Origin of the sequence: Mycobacterium numidiamassiliense, from assembly GCF_900157365.1 — a bacterium.
Taxonomy (GTDB): domain Bacteria; phylum Actinomycetota; class Actinomycetes; order Mycobacteriales; family Mycobacteriaceae; genus Mycobacterium; species Mycobacterium numidiamassiliense.
Genome location: NZ_FUEZ01000004.1, coordinates 1,510,680 through 1,528,740, shown reverse-complemented (window position 1 = coordinate 1,528,740; position 18,061 = coordinate 1,510,680). Strand labels below are relative to the sequence as shown.

Sequence of the window (18,061 nt, the reverse complement as noted above, 5' to 3'; positions counted from 1 at the left end):
TTCTTGGGGGTCGTTTAACGGAGGTTGTTGGTGGCCAAGGATTTTCGCTTCGGCATGAGCATGCGCTTCATCAAGTCGCGCGAGGCCTTCGTCGACAAAGTGAAGCGCGCTGAGGATGTCGGATTCGAGATTCTTTGTGTGCCAGACCATCTCGGTGCGGCATCTCCCATTGCGGCACTGACCGCGGCGGCCATGGTTACCAGGAGGCTCAAGCTGAGCATGTATGTGCTCAACGCCGCCTTTTACAAGCCGGCTCTGCTAAGCCGCGACCTCGGTGACCTGGACAAGCTCAGCGATGGCCGTCTCGAGATCGGCCTGGGCACCGGGTACGTCAAGGAGGAATTCGACGCGGCCGAGCTGCCCTATCCCAGCGCCGGCGCCCGGGTCGACTACCTCAAGCACATGACGACCTACCTCGAAGAGCATCACCCGAAGACGCCCATCCTCATCGCGGGCAACGGTGACCGGGTCCTCACCATCGCCGCCCAGCATGCCCACATCATCGGGCTGACCGGCTCGCGCGTGAAGGACGTCGACGACCCGCTGACCGAACGGGTGGAGTTCGTCCGCAAGGCCGCCGGCGATCGATTCGATTCGCTGGAGCTGAACCTGGCGATCACGGCCCTCCCGGCCGAAGGCGAGACCCTGCCCGACCTGAAGATGACTCGCAGCTACGCGCCGGGGCTCTCCGATGAGGAGCTGCTGGAGCAGACCTCGGTGCTGAGCGGAACGCCGCGCGAGATGGCCGACAGGTTGACCTTCTACCGCGAAAAGTACGGCGTCACCTCGGTCACCGTGCAGGACAACCACATCAAGAACTTCGCGAACGTCATCGCCGAGCTGAGCTGACCGCGGGCCGCCGGTGACCTGAGGCCGGGCGGTTTGCCGGTAAGCTCAGCGCGTCCGCCCTCGTAGCTCAGGGGATAGAGCACGGCTCTCCTAAAGCCGGTGTCGCAGGTTCGAATCCTGCCGGGGGCACCCATGTTTTAGCAGGTAGACGAGGTTCTCCGGGTGTTCGCTTACTAACCTTGACTTCTCCTGGTCGGTGCTCGGTCGGTGACTGTGTGGCATCAGATGACTCACGCTGGCCGGCGATGGTCAATTGCGCGGCGACGTTAAGTCGCGAAGCGATGTCGTCCAAATCTGTCGGAAACAGACCCGCGTAGTGGTTTAGCGTCGTCGCCGCTGATTCGTGACCGAGGAGGCGCGCGACAGCGACGACTGACGCACCTTCCTGGATGGCCAGCGACGCGGCGGTGTCGCGCAAGTTATGCGGAGTGATTTTTAGTCGCAGCGCCGCGACCGCGGAATCGAAAACGTCACGTCGCCAGTTGCGGTTGCGCAGAGGCGTGCCTGTAACGGAAGGAAAGACCAATCCATCGGGCTTGCACTGGGTTTTGTAGTCCGCGAGCTCTTCCGACACGATTGCGGGGATCGGAACGGTGCGCGCTTGATGGTTCTTGACCGGCGACAACTCGCCTCGGGGCGCCTCCTCGGAATACGCCCGCGAGACACGCAGCACCCTGCTTTGCAGGTCAACATCGGACCATCGCAGAGCCGCTAGCTCCCCCCACCGCAGCCCGCAGTAACCGGCGACCAGCACTAGCAGCCGATCTCTGGCTGCGTCGAAATGTCCTGCAAGCCGCCAGAGTTGGGTATGTGTCAGCGGTCGCGGCTCGTTGCCCTGCACCTTCGACAACCGGATGCCCGCGGCCGGATTGCGTTGTATCACGCCGTCTCGGACGGCGTAATCAAACACCCGCCGCAGAACGCCGAGTGAGTGACGGGCGGTCGCAACTGATTGCGTTCGTGACAATTCAGCAGCCCAGGCCTGCACCTCAGACGGCCTCACCGACATGAGTGGCCGACGTCCGAAGGTCTCGGCGATCTGCTTCGCGACCACACCACGGATCTTGCGCTCGGTGGCAGGTTGTCGAGCTGGCTGCGCATTTAGCCAGATCTCACACCACTCTCTGACTGACCTATCACCCGCTGCAGGGTCAGACCAGACGCCCGAACGCAGGCTATCCACCTGGCGCCGTTCCCACTCTTGCGCGTCACGTTTTCGCGGAAACGTCCGCGATGCCACATAGCGGCCCCGGTAATAGACACGCGCCCGATAGACCCACGTACCCCCGGGACCTTCACGTCGCTCAATCACCCTGCCCGCCAACGTGATTCGCGTCGAGAGTTGAGCCACTCATCGACCTCGCCAGGATCCCACCGCAGCGCGGTGCCAACGCGGATCGCGGGTGGACCATCGCCACGCAGGCGCCACGCACGTATACAACCCACGCTCACCGTCAGCCGCTCCGCCAACTCCTGGATCGTCAGGAGCTCGCCGGGCGAATGTTTACCATCTAGCAGCAGCTTCGAACGTCCCGAAACCCTGGCCACCTTTTCTGGTATCTGTGACGCAGCCATCGTGCTTCCTTTGCGGCGGTGGTGTCTACTTAGCTGGGATCATCGGACACCACCTGGGCGTTTCGCTACCACTAATGCCAAGTTTGCCGTAAATCGGCCTAGTTCGTCATGGTCGGACCATCGCGGTCAGCACCGGGAAGCTAAAGCTGCTGTTGGCGCCCGGCAGGGCGATAACGATGGCCAGTGCCTACTAACCTCCCTTGCCGGTGGGCCGCCGTCGCAACCTCCGGGCTTTGGGGCCACCGGCGTCAGAGTAATAGGTACCGGGCGCAACTGCCCCGCCGGGCGGTAGGTAGCCAGCGGCCGAGTTCCGCAGCTGCCATATCAGGGCAGGGCATAGCAAGTTGACCGCGTATGAGACAAGGTAATTAGCCGCGAACTCGTCGCTGGGGGTGACGTCACTCTTGACGTCACCCATGACTTGCCCGTAGGCCTCGCCCCGACCGACCTTGTCGCAGATCCCGTGGCCATAAGTAAGTGCATCGTTGTTTGGGAAGCCGTAATGGCGCCGCACCACCACGTCGTAGACATATTCGACCTCAGGCGCCGGGGCGGCATGCGCCCGCGGTGGCGGCGTCAGCACGAGCAAGCCGAAGGCAGCTGCGCCGACGATCAAAGTGACCGGCGAGGCACGGCCCTTCGTGGCTGGGGGCTCGAATGACCGAGCCACGTCGCCGCACTCCGACCGCCGAAAAGTATGAGTCGGTCGACCTGCTGATATGACCGTGCTTCGCACGGCTATCGGCATAGATCCAGACGTTAAACTATATAACGGATAAGGTCTCGGCCAGTCGCCAGAAGTCCAGCCAGATCACTGACCGGCCGGTCTGTCTGGGATTCTCACGACGAGATGGGCCAACGGATAGAGCGCCGACAGCTGTGCCTTCGTCAGATCCTCCGGAACGTCTCGCCCGGCATCCTGGGCCAGCGTGTGCAGATAATTTAAGTTGACTCACTGTGCTGGCGCTCCAGATGTGACGAACGAAGTGTGGCGCGAATGACCTTGCCTGCGCTGTTCAGTGGCAGCTCGGCGACCGCATACCAATAGTGCGGAATCTTGAAGCCGGCGAGCGTGACCCGAGCGAAGGAACCGAGCTCCTCGGGCCGTGGCGGATGAGCCGGGTCTGTCGGAACAACGAACGCGGCCAAGGTTTCTCCGAGTCGCGTATCCGGCACGCCCACAACGCCCACCGCAGCGACCGCGGGGTGGGCACTGAGCACATTCTCGACTTCCAACGGATAGACGTTCTCCCCGCCGCGAACCACCATATCGTGCCGACGACCGCAAAGACGGAGATAACCGTCGGCATCCAGCACACCCAGATCACCGGTGTGCAGCCACCCGTCGGCGGCCTGAGCGGACAGGTGCTCCGCGGCGGCGAGCACTTCGCCGATTCCCGCCCGGTCCGGCTTGTCGATCTGCAGACGAAGACCGCTCACCGGCCGACCGACGGTGCATAGAACGTCGGGGTTCTTGACCGCGGCCAATCGATGGTCGTTCGGACCTAAACTGGTGATCGGGCTGCCCTCGGTTTGTCCGTAGAGGCTGACCACCGCGACGTCGGGCAGGACGTCGAGAACGCGTTGCAACGTCTCGACGGTGCAGATGCAGATGCAGATGCAGATGCAGATAGACGTTAGATCCGGACGAACACATTCTTGGTTCGCAGGAACTCGAAGAGTCCTTCCCGGCCGCCTTCGCGGCCGTACCCACTCTGGTTGTAGCCGCCGAACGGCGCCCCCGGGGGGAGCCCGGATGTCCCGTTGACCGATATCGTTCCAGCCTGCAGTAGCGGTGCAATCCGGTGGACGCGGGCGACGTCGCGCGTCTGTACGAAAGCGCCCAGGCCATAAGGGGTTGCGTTGGCGATTTCGACGGCTTGGTCCTCGGTGTCAAACGGCGTGATGGCCAGCACCGGGCCGAACACTTCCTCTTGCGCGACAGAGCTATGGGGATCGACGTCTATGAGCAGGGTCGGTTCGATGTAGTAGCCACCGGCAATGTCGGGGGCAAGCTCATCCGACGGTGCGGCGTGTCCCCCGCTGATCAGCCGAGCGGCGGTGCCGGTTTGTGCGCGTTGAATTGCTGTGAGCACTCGCGCGAAGGCCGCCTCGTTCACCACGGGGCCCAGGGTCGTTTCGGATGCGAACGGGTCGCCCAGGCGCAGACCGGTTATCGCTTTCGCGGTTGCGGTGACCACCTCGTCGTAAACAGATCGGTGCACCAACATGCGGGTTGCCAGGACGCAGCCCTGCCCAGCCATCGTGAAACAGGAGTGCACGGACAGCGCAGCGGCCGCATCGAGGTCGGCGTCGGGGAAAACGAGGTTGGCCGACTTGCCGCCGAGTTCGAGGACGACGGGTTTCACGGTGTGCCTGGCGGCGTCGAGGATCTTCTTGGCGGTGGCGATTCCGCCGGTGAATGAGATCTTTCCAACGTCGGGATGCCGGACCAAGGCTTCGCCGGCCTCGGCACCTCCGGGCAACACGTGCAGCACCCCCGGTGGCACACCGGCTTCCAGGGCAAGTTCGGCGAACCGTGCCACGGTATAGGGCGCGATATCAGGTGTTTTCAACACCACGCAGTTGCCCGCCGCCAGGGCGGGGGCGACCTTCATGCCCACCGACACCATCGGCCCGTTCCAGGTCAGAATGATTCCGACGACACCGTAGGGTTCGGCGAGAGTGTAGTCGAAGCCGGCGTTGAACGCTGGGGTCAGTGGAATGGTGGCGCCCTCGATTTTGTCTGACCAGCCGGCGTAATACCCGAACCAGGCGGCGCACATGTAAGACAACGACGTCGAGGTGCTTAGCGGATGGCCCAATTCGGCGGTAGCGCGTCTGCCGAGCTCCGGCAGATCTGCCTCCACCAACTCCTCGATGCGCTGCAGGATGCGCCGGCGTTTGTCCGCAGACAATGCCCGCCACGCCGGATACGCTCCTTTGGCTGCGGCAACGGCGGCCTCGACTTCCTCGGGGCCGCACAACGCGATAGTGCCGTTGACCCGTCCGGTCGCGGGATCGATGTGATCGACCTCGCCGAGGGACGTCTGGTCAAGCCACGCCCCGTCGATGAGGGGCCGGGCGATGCCGAGTTGGCGCTGCTTGGCCCGCGGGTCATCGATGACCGTGCTCATGGCTGATCCTGCTTCGCCGTGAACCAACCGGTGACCGCCGCGCTCATCGCCACTGGGTCATGGAGGTTCCGCTGAGAAGATCGTGCCAGGTGGCGGTCTTGAGGCTGTTCGAGTTCGCTGAGAGCGATGGACACGGCGGGTCTCCTTTGATCCGTTGATAGGTTGGGTGCGGTCGAGGTCACACGCAAAGGTCGTGTCCCATCGCCGCCAGCATCCGGTGGGCGACGGTCAGCAAATGGTCACCGGCGTTGGCGTTTTCTGCGAGGTCTCGGGCGATGGCGACGTCTTTGCCGAGCAAGCCCGCGATGGTGCGCACGCGAGCCGACGGTGGCCGAAGGCCCCCGAGTAGCCCGGCGTACATCTGCACCGCGAAGCTGCGTCCGCTGGCGTGCTGCAGGATGCTCATCAGGGCGGTCGCATCCACGCCCAACTCGGCCGCGAGCTCGGCAGTCTCATGTGCTAGACCCAGCGTTGCCGTAAACAGTAGGTTGTTGAGGAGTTTGGCCAGCTGGCCAGAGCCTAGGGCTCCGACGTGCACGACAGGGTCGCCGAAAGCGGACAGCACAGGCGCGACCGCCGTGTAAATTTCGTGATCTCCGCCCACCATCACGAGCAGCCGCCGAGCACGGGCTGCTTCGCCGCCGCCGCTGACCGGCGCGTCCAGCACGTGGGCGCGGCGTTCGCTGAAGCGGTCGCCCAGTTGCCGGCAGGTGGTCGGGTGCACGGTGCTGTGGATCAGCACCGTCGTTCCCGGGGTGATCCCGGCCAACAATCCGTTCGGGCGCAGCGCCACCTCGACCACATCGTCGTCGTTGAGCACACAGATGCCGACCACATCGGCCAATTCAGCGAGTTCGGCGGGGTTGGATGCGACGCGCGCGGTGTCGGCGAACGGCTCAAGGGCCTCGGGCCGGCGGGCCCACAGCACGGTGTCATGACCAGCATCGATGAGCGCCTGGGCCATCGGCGCCCCCTGGCTCCCGAGGCCGATGAATCCGACGATCGGCTTGGCTGCGGTCATGGGGTGGCCAACGCGGCGATCTGGGCGCTCAGGAAGGCGTCGATGTCGTCGGCACGCTTGCGCACGATGTCGGGAACTTCGCGGCGGGTGGTGAGGAAAAAAGTGTCGTCCTTGATGGCGTCGACGACGAGACGCCCCACCTCGGTGGCCTCAATGAGCGCCAGGGCGGGCGCCTTGCTCGCCACGCAGGGAAGGCGGTCGTAGCCGAAGGGCCACAACGCCGACGTCGACGCGGTGTTGATGATGTGCGCTCGGCCCTGGGCCAGCAGTCCAAGCAGGAAAGTCCGCAGACTCCGAGCGATCGACAGCACACTAGTGTCAAACGCCTTCGCCCATGCCGACAGCGGCAGATCCTCGGGCACGCTGATAGCGATGACACCGGATGGATGTGTCATCGGATGGTGACGCCGGCGTCGACTTTGAACTGCAGGCCGGTGACGTATCGTGCTTCGTCGGACACCAGGTACAGCACCGCATTACTAACATCAATGGCCTCGATCAGCGGTACGGGGAGCGCATTCCCGAAAATAGGACCGAGGTCCGATCGGTCTTCGAGGATTAGCTTGTGCATGGTTGGTGGCGCCATCCCGGTCAACACCCCCGTCGGATGGACGGTGTTGACTCGGATGCTTTGAGCGGCAAGCTCGTTCGCTAGAGCGACGCTCATGCCGACGATGCCTTGCTTGGCCGCTGTGTAAGGGATGTGCAGCGGGCTGCCTTTGATTCCGGCCGCTGAGCTGATGTTGATCAAGCTGCCACCGCCTTGCTCAAGCAGGTGCGGTATTGCTGCCGCGCACGTATTCCATGCCCCAATGAGGTTGACGTCGGTCACTAATCGCCACTGCTCTGCCGTCGTGGTGTCCCACGTGCCAGCGGTCAGCACGCCGGCATTGGCCACGGCGGCATCCAACCCCCCCAGCTGGCCCGCGGCTGCATTGACGGCTGATGCCAAGGCCTCGGCGTCGCGAACGTCGACGACCGCGGTGATCGCCTTGCCGCCACGCTCGGCGACCAGGTCGGCGGTTTCTTGAAGCTCGTCCTCGGTAGCCAGTTCGTATTCCAGCCCGGGCGGCGTTGCGCAGATGTCGAAGAGGATGACGTCGGCGCCTTCTTCGGCCAACCGTAGGGCGTGGCTGCGGCCCATGCCGCGCGCAGCCCCGGTGATTAATACCCGCTTTCCGGCCACCCGGCCGGTTGACGTCTTTCTCATGGGTCAAAGCTTGTTGCAGAAGCCGGCATCGACTGGGAAGGTGACGCCGGTGACGTACTTGGCCTCATCGGACGCCAGAAAGGCGATGGCTGCACTGACGTCCTCGGGCTCTATCATGTCGATGGGCATTGGATTCTGCAGATGTACACCACCCTCTGGGTAGTGCTCTAGGAATTCGGTCATGGCTGGATTGACCGCCATCATGGTCCGCACGGCGGTCGGGTGCACGGTGTTGACCCGAATGCTGTGGGGCGCCAGCACATTTGCCAGTGTGCGCATCAGTCCGACGATTCCGTGCTTCGCCGCAGCGTATCCGAGTCCTCCGCCCTGCAGGCCGCCGAAGCCTTTTAATCCCGCGGTCGAGCTAGTGAACACGATCGACCCACCTCGTTGGCCAGCGATGAGATGCGGTATCGCCGCCGAAGCGGTGTGGTAAGAGCCGTCAAGGATTACCCCGGTCGCGGCGCGCCATTGGTCGAGTTCCTCCTCGAGGGTCAGCTCGCGGAAGGCGACCGGCGCAATGCCGGCGTTCGCGCACACGATGTCGAGCCGACCGAAGTGCGCTACGCCGGCGTCCACTGCAGCCTTGACCTGGTGGAAATCGCGGACATCGGCCACGCTGGCGACGATCTTGGCGCCCTCACGCTCGACAAGTTCGACGGTTTCGTCGAGTTCATCGCGGGATGCCATCGGATAGTGGTTGGCCGGGATGTCGGCGCAGATGTCGATCCCGATGATGTTGGCGCCGTCCCGGGCCAGACGCACCGCGTGACTGCGGCCCTGGCCGCGGGCCACCCCGGTGATGAATGCAACGCGCCCCTCGAATCGTGCTGACATTTGCATCTCCTTATGTCGGCTACCGCCGACTCTTCGATGTCTACTCTGCGATTCAGTGACGCGGGTGCTCGTCGATAACGATTCACCTCTCAAACCTTCGACTGGATGTTAAGTTATAGGACTTAATCCGTCTAGTATGAGATTCTGGTCAAATGTCCACGTCGGTGTCCACACCGGTAGGCGCGTCGGCCAAGCAGCGGTTGGTGCTCACCGCGGAGCGACTCTTCGCCCAGCACGGTCTCGACGGTGTTCCACTCCGGCTCATTGGCACCACGGCAGGAATGGCGAACAAGTCCGCCGTGCAGTACCACTTCGGATCGAAAGATGCACTTGTCGAAGCGATCCTGGCGAACCGACTCGAACACCTGACCCGCCGAAGACAGTTGCTCGGGGCGCGGATGTCCGCGGACGACCTGCGAAGCGTGGTGGAGGCGCATCAGCTCCCACTCATCGAACTAGCTGAAGACGAAACCTGCTACTACTTGCCCTTCCTCGAACAACTGTTGCGCTACGACTACCGAAGCAGCCCGCTATCCACCCTGCCAGCTCCCCACCGCGAATCACATCAGGCGTACATCGACCACGTCGGCGCCCTGATCGACCACGTGCCGCAGCCGCTGCGCGACGACCGCATTCATCGGGTGTCGGCGATGTGCGTGCACGCCTGCGCCGACCGCCACCGTGCGCGCGTGTTTGGGACGACCGTGTCGACTTACGCCGTCCATGTCAGCGCACTGCTGGACGGGATGGTTGCGTTTCTTACAGCGGTTCCCTCGGCCGAGACACTGACCGCGCTCCAAGGATCCACGTCCGACCGTCCGCGAATGCGGGCCCTGCCCTGAACGGATGATCATCGGTCCCGAGCGCGACATCGTGGCCGACTGTCCCAGCTGAGCGAACGGGGGAAAGGATGTTCATCGCGGCAACGGAGCGAGCGGCTACGGCGATCACCGATCTCGACTTTTACCGCTGGTGGGAGGGCAGCGATCAAGCCGGTCGCGGTGCGGACGACGCCCCCCAGTCCAGGCGAAGTGTTCGACGGGAGGATCAGTCAACGAGACCAACACTTCCGGAGTCGGACTCGGGCTAGCTGCCGGCCGGCCAGGCCAGGTCACCCGTAGGCGAGGAATTGCTCCGCGGCCGTGCGCATACGAAATGCAACGACGTCGTCGGCGACGCTGATAGGCAAGGCGGCGGGCACTCGAACCGCCTCAAGCACCAGCGTCTCCTTCGCCGAAGGCGTGGACCCGATCGGAGAACCTGGCATCACGCGAGCATCGCCGCCTCGTTAGCTGTCTGTGCCGGTATTCTTCGCCGCCGCCACCAGGAGGTGATCGAGGCGTCGCGCCACGATCCAACCGAGATATACCGCGATGTGCATGACGACCTCTTGCAGCTCGTCGAACGTGAGATCGCCGCTGCGCAAGGCGGACTCGAGCTGATCGGTCATCTCCGCATCGATCCCGAGGGCGGCGCTGCAGGAGATTGCGACTAGTCGTCGGTCGCGCGGGGTGAGGTACTCATCGCGGCTCCAGATCTCGCCGTAGAGGTAGTCGAGGTCGCCCACGGCTTGAAATGAGGTGCGTGGCGGTGCAGGCGCGGCTCCGTGCACGGCCGCGTATGCCGCCTCACCTCGGGCTCGGCGGACGCCGTCGGCAACCGGATCGGCCCACGGGACGAACCTCGCGAAGGTCAGCGTCTCGCCGTCCTCCTCGGCGATTTTGGCGAAGGCAGCCATGATGTAGGTGAGCATCGACGAGCCCTTGGGCCAACCCGCCTGGGTGCCGAAGAAGAGCAGGAACTCGTCGATCTCCTCCTTGGTCACCTCGTTGCTCTTGAGGGCGGCGTAACAGTGGGTCTCCATGGGCACGGGTGCGTCGGCCATGCCGACGCACGCAAGGGTGATCCAGCGACGATCGCGAGGCGTGAGTACGCCGCGGCGCCACATCTCGGCGAAGACGAACCCGATCACTCCGCCATCAATGTAGGCGCTGACCGGGGCAGGGGCCGGCGCGCACATGATGTGCTCGTACTCCGCACGGGCGACCCGTTGACGGTCGTCGCGATCGGTCCATTCGCTCAAGCCGACTCCGTCCGGGGATATGGAAGCTGTGCTTGCACGGCCGTCTGGGACGACAACCTAACGGGGTTGTGTGAGTAAGTCAAAAAGCTTACGAACCAGTCGCATACCTTAATACGAGCTGTGCGGAGTGAATCTCGACGCGGGGTTCTCACCTGCTGTTGTTGTGGGGGGCGGCCAATCGGGATCCGTCGCGTTTCGACGATCCCAATGAGTTCCGGCTAGACCGTCGCAATGGCAAGGGTCACATCACTTTTGGCAAGGGAACACACTTCTGCATCGGGGCGGCCCTCGCTCGGCTGGAGGCCCAAATCGTGCTCAGGCAGCTTCTTGAACGCACCTCGAAGATCGAGGCCGCTCATACTTGGCGGTGGCCGCCGAGCCTCCTGGTGCGGCGCCTCGAACGCCTAGAACTTGCCTACGAATGACACCTAATGCGCCGCGCGCCGGGTAAGACACTAGCGCCCGCAGCCCACCACGCGGTGCTGGGCAAGAGACATCGACTTCCAGCGCCTCGCCGAAGGCGACTAGAGCCGCCCTGCCAGCTGCAGGTCGGGGTGCACCCAGCTGGGCGAGCGCCGCTCCTTGAAAGCCCGATATCCTTCGGCAGCCTCGGGCGCCCGTAGGCTGGAACGCATTCCGATGCGGTCATTCAGACCCAGATAGTTGTCCAAGCTCGCCTTCACGACACCGCGGGCGGTGGGCGCCGTGCGGCAGCACTGCCCCAGCACGTCGCGCGCAGAGTCCATGAGTTCATCGTGTGGGACCACGCGGGCGACCAGGCCCCAATCAACGGCCTCCTCGGCGGACAGGACACGACCGGTCAGCATGAGGTCCCGCGTGCGGACCGGCCCGATGATGCGGGCCAGCATCTGGCTGTAATAGGTGTCTGCGATACCTCGGAACAGTTCGGGCACCCGGAATGTCGCGCGGTCGCTCACCATCGCCATGTCGTTACACATCGCGATCATCAGGCCACCGCCCTGGCACAGTCCGTTGACCGCTGAGACCACGGGCTTGGCCGAGGTTCGTAACGTGTCGAACGGCAGCACAGCGTCCATCGACAACGTTGATCCGAAGTCCATCCAGTGGTCCACTCCGCCGCCGCCGAGATCACCGCCCGGCGCGAAGACATCGCCAGTACCCGTGATGATCAGACCGGCCAGGTCGTTATCGGAGTTGACCCGGTTCACCGCGTATCCGATGCCGAAATACATCGCGGCCGTCATGGCATTTCGGGCTTGCGGGCGGTCCAAAGTGCAGATCGCAAGAGGTCCCTCGCGGGTGAACCTGAGAAACGGCGTGCCGAGCCAGTCGCCGTCCGGAGGGCGTGGACCGACCGTATTGGACTGGGTGGCTTCAGACATGAATTCTCCTTACCCGTCGCCAGAGGCTCAGGTACACCTCGGCTGGCCACCTGCCTGAGACGGTGAAATCGGCGATGTGGTGGTGAACATTAGCGACCCCAGCATCGATGCGAGCGAGTGCACCGGCAACGATTTCGTATACGTAATCTCCGCTGCCTGGCGCCGAGCGGCGCCCTGGTCGAAGATGATGATGTCGGGCAACGCTAGCAGCAGATTCTTCTGAAGAGAAGATCATGATCATAAAATGCAACTAATGTATCTTCGTGCGGACAGACATCATCTGCGACCATCAATGTCTTCGTGGGCGCTTCGCCGCCAGGCGAGATCGCCGTCACCGACACACTCCCGATCCTCGATCGCGCCATGTTCTGCCTGACGAGCGGATACAAGGTCCAACGCGGACTAACCGCGGATCAGCCTGCGCGTAGCCAGATTTACCGCCAGTGAAAGACGGGGGTACGCACCGGTTGCACGAACGAAAGGGCATCATGCAACAAGATGATCAACGGCCAACACACAACACCCGATTGTCTGCAAAAGACCTCAGCATGTTGAACATCGCCGCCGCCGCAGCACTACACCGAACTGCCGAGCTGCGCAGCGAAATCAAACAAGCCCTAGCCAACGGCCTCACCACCGACGAGGTCCGCGACATCCTCAACGAGGTAGCCATACACGCCGACTCAAGCGTCGCCGATTGCGTCCGCATCGCGGAACAAGCCCTCACCGATCCGCAACAGTAACCGCGCCGAAAGATGACCGCCTTGGCGGTGACGATTCAGGCAGAGGACCACTATGACGTCTCAGTGATGGCTGCTGACGGAGCACGGCCGGCATCGCACCGGCTACCCAAAGGCCATGCCGGCATTAGAGAACTCCACAAGGTGATCGCCGACTATGCAGCGCGGGGATGCTTGTATAGCGAAGCTGCATACGCACGCAATTTCGTGGTGTTGCCATCATCCATGTCGGTGCGAGGTGCTGCCGCTGCTGCACGACGGGTCCAAACCTTCGACGACATTCAGCAGACGACCCAAGCGCGAGGTGGCGACGCCACCGTCGAACGCGCCCTGCTCCGCAGTAAGGATATGCATCGCGGGGTACGCGGTCGACCGAGGGATGGAGCGCCTCATCGTCGTGGTCACCTCGGTGCAAGAGTCGTTGCTATGACGGTTTGGCAATTCGATGTCCGTCCAGCAGGCCGGTCAATCCGCTCGGTCGGTGGGGTCCGATGGCGACCTGCTCGACGACGCCGACGCCGCGGCGATCGCCCATCGTTGCGATTACCAGGTTTTGGAGGTGAATTGAGGCGAAGTCGGTGGGATCGAAGTCGTCCAGCTTGATTGACTCGCGCCCGGTCTCGAGCGGGCCGTGGATGGTTCCGTGACCCCAGTGTGGGTGCCAATAGCCGATTCCGCGCATCCGGAAAGTGAACTTCTTTTCGACTTCGATCAAGACTTCGCCCTCGTCGGGGTCATCGAACCACAGTCGCGCGCGTTTGATTTCTCGACGACCGGGCTCCCAGTCGAGTTCGTAACGGATGTCATGACATTCGCGCACGCCGGCGGTGCTCCACGGGGCTGCGCCGTCGGGGATGGGATCGATGACCAACGCGGTTTCGAGCCACCGTCTGCCGTCTTCGTGCTCGTGAACGGCCAGATGAGTGAAGCGGTCACCGAAATGTATTGGGGCCCAAAGCCAGAACACCTGGAGCGGCATGGGTTGTCGGATGACCTGCACCTGCTCGCCAATGGGGCGCACGCCCCACGAGCGATCGCGTGTGCCCGAGACCTCGACGGGGTCGATCTGCAGCTCGTGGCCGTCGACGGTGACTGTGCCTTGCCAGCTACCCCACTGGGTCAGACGAGTGTGGTCGGTGAGCAAGATTCCCTCGGGCGTGCGTCGCTGCTGGCGGGGTTCCTCGACGGCGACAGTCGTCGCGCGGAAAAGCAGGTCGCACGTGATGCCGTGCTCATTGGGTTCGACTACGTAGCGAATGGTGCGCATCGGGTCGACCACGTCGATGCGGATCGGACCGATGGTGGTGGATCGGTCGGTCGGCATCGCGCCGGAGGCGAAGATCGAGTGCTCCACTCCGTCGCGCACGATGCTGAATGCGGCGTCGATCACGCCGCGCACCGGGTAATGACCCATTGCCGCACCGAAGTAGAACGCTCCGTCGCGCTGATGGCCGTTGAACCAGTACCGGTCGTAGTGGTTGATATCGCCCGTGGCGGGGTGGGCGATTGGATCGGCCGAGGGGTGGATTGGGAAGTCGTCGAATGGGCTTAGCACGGTTCCTCCAGGTGGTTAGAGTTTGGCGGCTGCGCCGCCGTCGACGTCGAGGACTGCGGCGGTAATGAAAGCTGCTTCGTCGGAAGCCAAGAACGCCACGGCAGCTGCGACGTCCTCAGCGCGGCCATGACGTTTGAGTAACTGAATGTTCTGATAATGCGACCAGAAGAGGCCATCCTCGCCGAGGAAACCTTGCCACTTGTCGGTCAGGATGCGCCCTGGACGCACCACGTTGACTCGCAGCCCATGCTCGCCGCCACGGCCTGCGAGATGCTTTGCGAGTCCCTCGATCCCGGCCTTGCTCGCCTGGTAGGCGGCGGAGGGCTGAAAGCCGCCCATCCGTTCCATCTCGTGCGCGCCGACACCCATCCACGCCGAAAGCGACGAGATGACGACGATGTTTCCCTTTGTCGACACCAGATGCGGCCACGCTGCCCGACATGTGAGCATCGCGCCATGCAGGTTGATATCGATCAGCTCGCGCCATTGCTGGACGGGTTCGTCGGGCCAGGGTCCGATGTTGGCACCGCCCGCATTCGCCACGACCACGTCGAGCCGACCATAGCGGTCCACTGCCGCATCGATGACGCCGGATATCGACGCCTCGTCGGTGATATCCGCAGCAACAAACGTCGCTCCATGTGGCAATGGGGATTCCGGCGGATGACGTGCACAGGTGACGACCGAAGCCCCTTCGCTGACAAGGCGTTCGACGATACCTCGCCCGATTCCTGTGGTTCGCCCGGTCACGACCGCAACCCGGCCCCGGTAGCGCTCAATCACCAGAGGCCCACCAGAATCTCGCGTTCGCACCAGGACCTCATGCGCTCCCAATCCCGAATGCCGTCATACCAGAGACATCGCATCTAGGTCGCTGATCGCCGTCGATGACCGCTCGGCCATGACGGCGAACATCCGGTCGCCCCGCGCGGTGGGCTGAGCGACGAACGCGCCCAACACCGTGATGAGTGGGCCTTGAAACAGCCCGTACCGGTAGTCCTCCCAACATTGTTCGATGCTGTAGCCGTCGACTCCGAGCGCGACGAGGCGCCGATGGTAGGCCTGGACGATCCCCTTCTCGCCGGCGCGCCGGCGCGCGGTCGACAGACCAGTGGAAACAAGGAAGGCAACATCGCGCAGTGGCGACCCGACGGTGACGACCTGCCAATCGACGGCGATCACCGGTCGGGGGGCATCGGGTTCGGCGAAGAGCAGATTGTCCAGGCGGTAGTCGCTGTGCAGCATGGCGAACGGCTCGGGTCGCCCAGTTGCCCAGTCCACGAATCGATCAGCGAAGCGGCGCAGTGTCACGGCGGTGTCCGGGGTGACCTCGTAGCGGTCCAGAAACTGGGCGGTGGCGTCCACGAGGAATGCGGCAGCTACTTCCGGGTACGCTGCGAGATCTGGTATGAGCCAGTCGAGTTCACGAAGCGACGGGTCATTCCAGGTCGGCGCGTGCAATCCAGCGACGTTGACTGCGGCCGCACGAGCTTGATCGAGAGAGCAACCGGCGATTTGGTCGCCGGCCTCGGCGGGTGCAAGGTCCTCTAACACGAGGGTGAATCCGTCGCCGCACTCGTTCATCGCGGCGAAATAGCACCGTGGGATGTCGAGGTGCACCCGATCAGCGACCGTGCGGTAAAACGTAGTCTCGCATCGGTAGCCGAGTTGGCCGGCGGCGCGACTTGCCGCATCGGTGGCCGGCAGCTCCACGATCAGCCGGTCCGGTCCATCGCCGGTGCCGTAGCCAATGGATAGCCGATAACACGAACCCATTTGTCCGTTGCCGACCGGCACGGTGGATACGCGACACACGGTGGCGGCGATGCCGTTCTGCGCAAGGACAGCTGCCATCCACTCCGGAGTGACGTCGTCCACTGACTCCAGGGCGGTGGCGTCCATCAGCCGCGCAATCCGGCCGGTGCGGGCTGGCGCCCGCGGACAAGTCGGCCGGGCCTGGCGTCGGTGGGCACGTCGTGCTCGGCGATCACCTGGCCCGAAACAATGGTCGCAACGTAGCCGTTGGCGCTCTGGTCCAGTCTGCGTCCTCCCGCGGGTAGGTCGTGGGTGATCACTGGCTTGTGCAATCGCAGCGCGGCGTGGTCGATGACGTTGAGGTCGGCCTTGTAGCCAACCTCGATCCGACCACGGTCGAGCAGTCCGGCTACCTTGGCCGGTGTCGAGGTCAGTTCCCGGACTGCCTCGGCGACCGACAGTCGACCCGTGTCCCGGTCGCGCGCCCAATGCGTCAGCAGGTAGGTCGGATAGCTTGAGTCGCAAATCATTCCGTAATGGGCGCCACCGTCGCCCAAACCCAGCACCACGTCATCACGGCGTATCAGGTTGCCGACGGTGTCCAGGGAGTTGTCGGTGAAGTTAGCCATGGCGCCCAGCAGCATGGCGTGGCCATCATCATCGAGCAGACGGTCGTAGGCCTCCTCCAACGGTGAGACACCCCGGGTTCGCGCTCTGGCCAATATGCTCTCGGTGCGGTCGGGCTCGTAGATGGCGCGGTCATCGATCGGAAAGATCCACTCCCACGCCTGTCCCAGGTGAAACAACGGATTGGATGTGGCGTCGGTGGGTCGGTCGGCCAGGATCTTCGCGCGCACATCGGGTTTGCGCATCTGCGCGACGCGTTCGGTTAGCGGAAGATCAGCGATCTGGCCATAGGTGGGACACAACGTGAACGGATTTATCGTTAACTCCAGACCCAGCATCAACCCGATAGGCCGGGGGAAGACCTGCGCGGTGACGTCCCCTCCGGCATCATTGGCTTTCTCCACCATCGTAATTGCTTTCTCCCACAGGGGATCACCAGCATTGCCAACGAGAAGCGTGAACGTCACCGGCAGGCCGACGACATTGGCGGCATCGAACACCGTCTGCAGTACCGATTCGTAGCCGGCGGCAGGGATGTCCGGTACGAACTGAATCAATCCCCCACCGCCGTCGGCTATCCCCCGCGCGATCTCGAGAATCTCGTTGTCCCCGGCGTCGTAGCTCGGGATTTGCTGCCCGCCGTCGGTGCGGTGGGTAGCCAATCGCGACGAGGCGAAGCCCAACGCTCCGGCCCGCACCGCCTCGGCAGCCAGCTTGCGCATCTCGGCCAGGTCGTGAACCGTCGCCGGTTCGCGGTCGGCGCCGCGCTGCCCCATTACGTAGACCCGCAATGGCGAATGTGGCAGCAACGCCGCGACATCAATGTCACGCCGACCCGCCTCGATCCGGTCCAGGAATTGGGGAAACGTCTCCCAGTCCCACGCCAAACCCTCGACCATGACCACGCCAGGAATGTCTTCGACACCGGCCATGACGTCGACAAGCACGTCATGATCGGCCAGCCGGCAAGGCGCGAATCCCACACCGCAGTTACCGATTACCGCTGTGGTCACACCGTGCGACGACGACGGGTTGAGCCGATCCGACCAGATCGCCTGACCGTCGTAGTGGGTGTGTAGGTCGATGAATCCCGGTGTGACCAACAGGCCTGCCGCGTCGATCTCATGCCTGCCCGCACCATCGATCGACCCCACCGCCACGATGACGCCGCCACGTACCGCGACGTCGCCCCGATAGGGCGCTCCCCCCCAGCCGTCGACGATTGTGCCATCGCGGATCACGAGGTCATAGGTCATCGGTCAACCTCCCTATTGTTGTTGTCCAGCACCCGATTTCGAATCTGCAATG

The 18,061-nt window shown here is 63.5% G+C and carries 17 protein-coding genes, 1 tRNA gene and 3 pseudogenes; 5 read left to right on the top strand and 16 right to left on the bottom strand.

Going from position 1 to position 18,061, the window contains the following annotated elements:
* Positions 1-24: 24 nt before the first annotated feature.
* Both MNAB215_RS15965 and MNAB215_RS15960 read left to right on the top strand, forming a co-directional pair.
* Positions 25-849, top strand: coding sequence for an LLM class F420-dependent oxidoreductase (locus tag MNAB215_RS15965; RefSeq protein ID WP_083746132.1), 825 nt, complete (start codon positions 25-27; stop codon positions 847-849).
* A 56-nt stretch (positions 850-905) separates the two neighbouring features.
* Positions 906-978, top strand: a tRNA-Arg gene (locus MNAB215_RS15960).
* A gap of 193 nt (positions 979-1,171) precedes the next feature.
* Here MNAB215_RS15960 and MNAB215_RS30255 read toward each other — a convergent pair.
* The 9 genes and pseudogenes from MNAB215_RS30255 to MNAB215_RS15910 form a co-directional block, all read right to left on the bottom strand.
* Positions 1,172-2,032: pseudogene (locus MNAB215_RS30255) on the bottom strand (tyrosine-type recombinase/integrase); the annotation flags it as partial.
* Positions 2,033-2,157: 125 nt separating this feature from the next.
* A complete protein-coding gene (locus MNAB215_RS30800; protein ID WP_083743425.1) occupies positions 2,158-2,424 on the bottom strand; it encodes a helix-turn-helix transcriptional regulator in 267 nt (88 codons plus the stop codon).
* Positions 2,425-2,725: 301 nt separating this feature from the next.
* Positions 2,726-3,040: pseudogene (locus MNAB215_RS15945) on the bottom strand (DUF732 domain-containing protein); the annotation flags it as partial.
* Between the two features lie 326 nt (positions 3,041-3,366).
* On the bottom strand, positions 3,367-4,014 hold the full coding sequence (locus MNAB215_RS15935) for a class I adenylate-forming enzyme family protein (protein WP_245830333.1): 648 nt from the start codon (positions 4,012-4,014) through the stop codon (positions 3,367-3,369).
* A 47-nt stretch (positions 4,015-4,061) separates the two neighbouring features.
* Positions 4,062-5,561, bottom strand: coding sequence for an aldehyde dehydrogenase family protein (locus tag MNAB215_RS15930; protein WP_083743424.1), 1,500 nt, complete (start codon positions 5,559-5,561; stop codon positions 4,062-4,064).
* Between the two features lie 178 nt (positions 5,562-5,739).
* Positions 5,740-6,582: an NAD(P)-dependent oxidoreductase gene (locus MNAB215_RS15925; protein WP_077079694.1), complete on the bottom strand. Its 843-nt coding sequence runs from the start codon at positions 6,580-6,582 to the stop codon at positions 5,740-5,742.
* Positions 6,579-6,977, bottom strand: a complete 399-nt coding sequence (locus tag MNAB215_RS15920) for an SDR family oxidoreductase (protein WP_077079693.1) — start codon at positions 6,975-6,977, stop codon at positions 6,579-6,581. Before MNAB215_RS15920 ends, MNAB215_RS15925 begins: the two co-directional genes overlap by 4 nt.
* On the bottom strand, positions 6,974-7,792 hold the full coding sequence (locus MNAB215_RS15915) for a mycofactocin-coupled SDR family oxidoreductase (RefSeq protein WP_077079692.1): 819 nt from the start codon (positions 7,790-7,792) through the stop codon (positions 6,974-6,976). The genes MNAB215_RS15920 and MNAB215_RS15915 overlap by 4 nt, the downstream gene beginning before the upstream one ends.
* A gap of 3 nt (positions 7,793-7,795) precedes the next feature.
* Positions 7,796-8,629, bottom strand: coding sequence for a mycofactocin-coupled SDR family oxidoreductase (locus tag MNAB215_RS15910; protein WP_077082062.1), 834 nt, complete (start codon positions 8,627-8,629; stop codon positions 7,796-7,798).
* A 152-nt stretch (positions 8,630-8,781) separates the two neighbouring features.
* Between MNAB215_RS15910 and MNAB215_RS15905 the strand changes: the two genes are divergently transcribed.
* Positions 8,782-9,471 carry a TetR/AcrR family transcriptional regulator gene (locus MNAB215_RS15905; protein ID WP_077079691.1) on the top strand — a complete coding sequence of 230 codons (690 nt, stop codon included), beginning with the start codon at positions 8,782-8,784 and terminating at the stop codon, positions 9,469-9,471.
* Positions 9,472-9,740: 269 nt separating this feature from the next.
* On the opposite strand, the gene MNAB215_RS29770 is transcribed toward MNAB215_RS15905, so the two are convergent.
* Positions 9,741-9,896, bottom strand: a complete 156-nt coding sequence (locus MNAB215_RS29770) for a hypothetical protein (RefSeq protein ID WP_157900614.1) — start codon at positions 9,894-9,896, stop codon at positions 9,741-9,743.
* A gap of 21 nt (positions 9,897-9,917) precedes the next feature.
* Complete coding sequence (locus tag MNAB215_RS15900) at positions 9,918-10,712, bottom strand: carboxymuconolactone decarboxylase family protein (protein ID WP_077079690.1); 795 nt, start codon at positions 10,710-10,712, stop codon at positions 9,918-9,920.
* 143 nt (positions 10,713-10,855) lie between these two features.
* Here MNAB215_RS15900 and MNAB215_RS15895 point away from each other — a divergent pair.
* Positions 10,856-11,137 (top strand): annotated as a pseudogene (locus MNAB215_RS15895) (cytochrome P450); the annotation flags it as partial.
* A 99-nt stretch (positions 11,138-11,236) separates the two neighbouring features.
* Here MNAB215_RS15895 and MNAB215_RS15890 read toward each other — a convergent pair.
* Positions 11,237-12,076, bottom strand: coding sequence for an enoyl-CoA hydratase/isomerase family protein (locus MNAB215_RS15890; RefSeq protein ID WP_077079689.1), 840 nt, complete (start codon positions 12,074-12,076; stop codon positions 11,237-11,239).
* Positions 12,077-12,543: 467 nt separating this feature from the next.
* Between MNAB215_RS15890 and MNAB215_RS15885 the strand changes: the two genes are divergently transcribed.
* Positions 12,544-12,819, top strand: coding sequence for a carboxymuconolactone decarboxylase family protein (locus tag MNAB215_RS15885; protein WP_217348932.1), 276 nt, complete (start codon positions 12,544-12,546; stop codon positions 12,817-12,819).
* A gap of 421 nt (positions 12,820-13,240) precedes the next feature.
* Here MNAB215_RS15885 and MNAB215_RS15880 read toward each other — a convergent pair whose 3' ends face one another.
* The 4 genes from MNAB215_RS15880 to MNAB215_RS15865 all read right to left on the bottom strand — a co-directional run bounded on the left by MNAB215_RS15880 (position 13,241) and on the right by MNAB215_RS15865 (position 18,009).
* Positions 13,241-14,371: an Rv3169 family protein gene (locus tag MNAB215_RS15880; protein ID WP_077079687.1), complete on the bottom strand. Its 1,131-nt coding sequence runs from the start codon at positions 14,369-14,371 to the stop codon at positions 13,241-13,243.
* Between the two features lie 15 nt (positions 14,372-14,386).
* Positions 14,387-15,154 (bottom strand): SDR family NAD(P)-dependent oxidoreductase, encoded by a 768-nt coding sequence (locus tag MNAB215_RS15875; RefSeq protein WP_157900613.1) that lies wholly within the window; start codon positions 15,152-15,154, stop codon positions 14,387-14,389.
* A 63-nt stretch (positions 15,155-15,217) separates the two neighbouring features.
* Complete coding sequence (locus MNAB215_RS15870; RefSeq protein WP_077079686.1) at positions 15,218-16,273, bottom strand: phosphotransferase; 1,056 nt, start codon at positions 16,271-16,273, stop codon at positions 15,218-15,220.
* Positions 16,273-18,009, bottom strand: a complete 1,737-nt coding sequence (locus MNAB215_RS15865; protein WP_077079685.1) for an N-acyl-D-amino-acid deacylase family protein — start codon at positions 18,007-18,009, stop codon at positions 16,273-16,275. Before MNAB215_RS15865 ends, MNAB215_RS15870 begins: the two co-directional genes overlap by 1 nt.
* Positions 18,010-18,061 lie beyond the last annotated feature (52 nt).

Bases quoted from the DNA above. Each gene is read 5' to 3' on its own strand.
- MNAB215_RS30800 (WP_083743425.1), bottom strand. From the start codon at position 2,424: ATGGCTGCGTCACAGATACCAGAAAAGGTGGCCAGGGTTTCGGGACGT.
- MNAB215_RS15930 (WP_083743424.1), bottom strand. From the start codon at position 5,561: ATGAGCACGGTCATCGATGACCCGCGGGCCAAGCAGCGCCAACTCGGC.
- MNAB215_RS15925 (WP_077079694.1), bottom strand. From the start codon at position 6,582: ATGACCGCAGCCAAGCCGATCGTCGGATTCATCGGCCTCGGGAGCCAG.
- MNAB215_RS15920 (WP_077079693.1), bottom strand. From the start codon at position 6,977: ATGACACATCCATCCGGTGTCATCGCTATCAGCGTGCCCGAGGATCTG.
- MNAB215_RS15915 (WP_077079692.1), bottom strand. From the start codon at position 7,792: ATGAGAAAGACGTCAACCGGCCGGGTGGCCGGAAAGCGGGTATTAATC.
- MNAB215_RS15910 (WP_077082062.1), bottom strand. From the start codon at position 8,629: ATGTCAGCACGATTCGAGGGGCGCGTTGCATTCATCACCGGGGTGGCC.
- MNAB215_RS15905 (WP_077079691.1), top strand. From the start codon at position 8,782: ATGTCCACGTCGGTGTCCACACCGGTAGGCGCGTCGGCCAAGCAGCGG.
- MNAB215_RS29770 (WP_157900614.1), bottom strand. From the start codon at position 9,896: ATGCCAGGTTCTCCGATCGGGTCCACGCCTTCGGCGAAGGAGACGCTG.
- MNAB215_RS15890 (WP_077079689.1), bottom strand. From the start codon at position 12,076: ATGTCTGAAGCCACCCAGTCCAATACGGTCGGTCCACGCCCTCCGGAC.
- MNAB215_RS15870 (WP_077079686.1), bottom strand. From the start codon at position 16,273: ATGGACGCCACCGCCCTGGAGTCAGTGGACGACGTCACTCCGGAGTGG.
- MNAB215_RS15865 (WP_077079685.1), bottom strand. From the start codon at position 18,009: ATGACCTATGACCTCGTGATCCGCGATGGCACAATCGTCGACGGCTGG.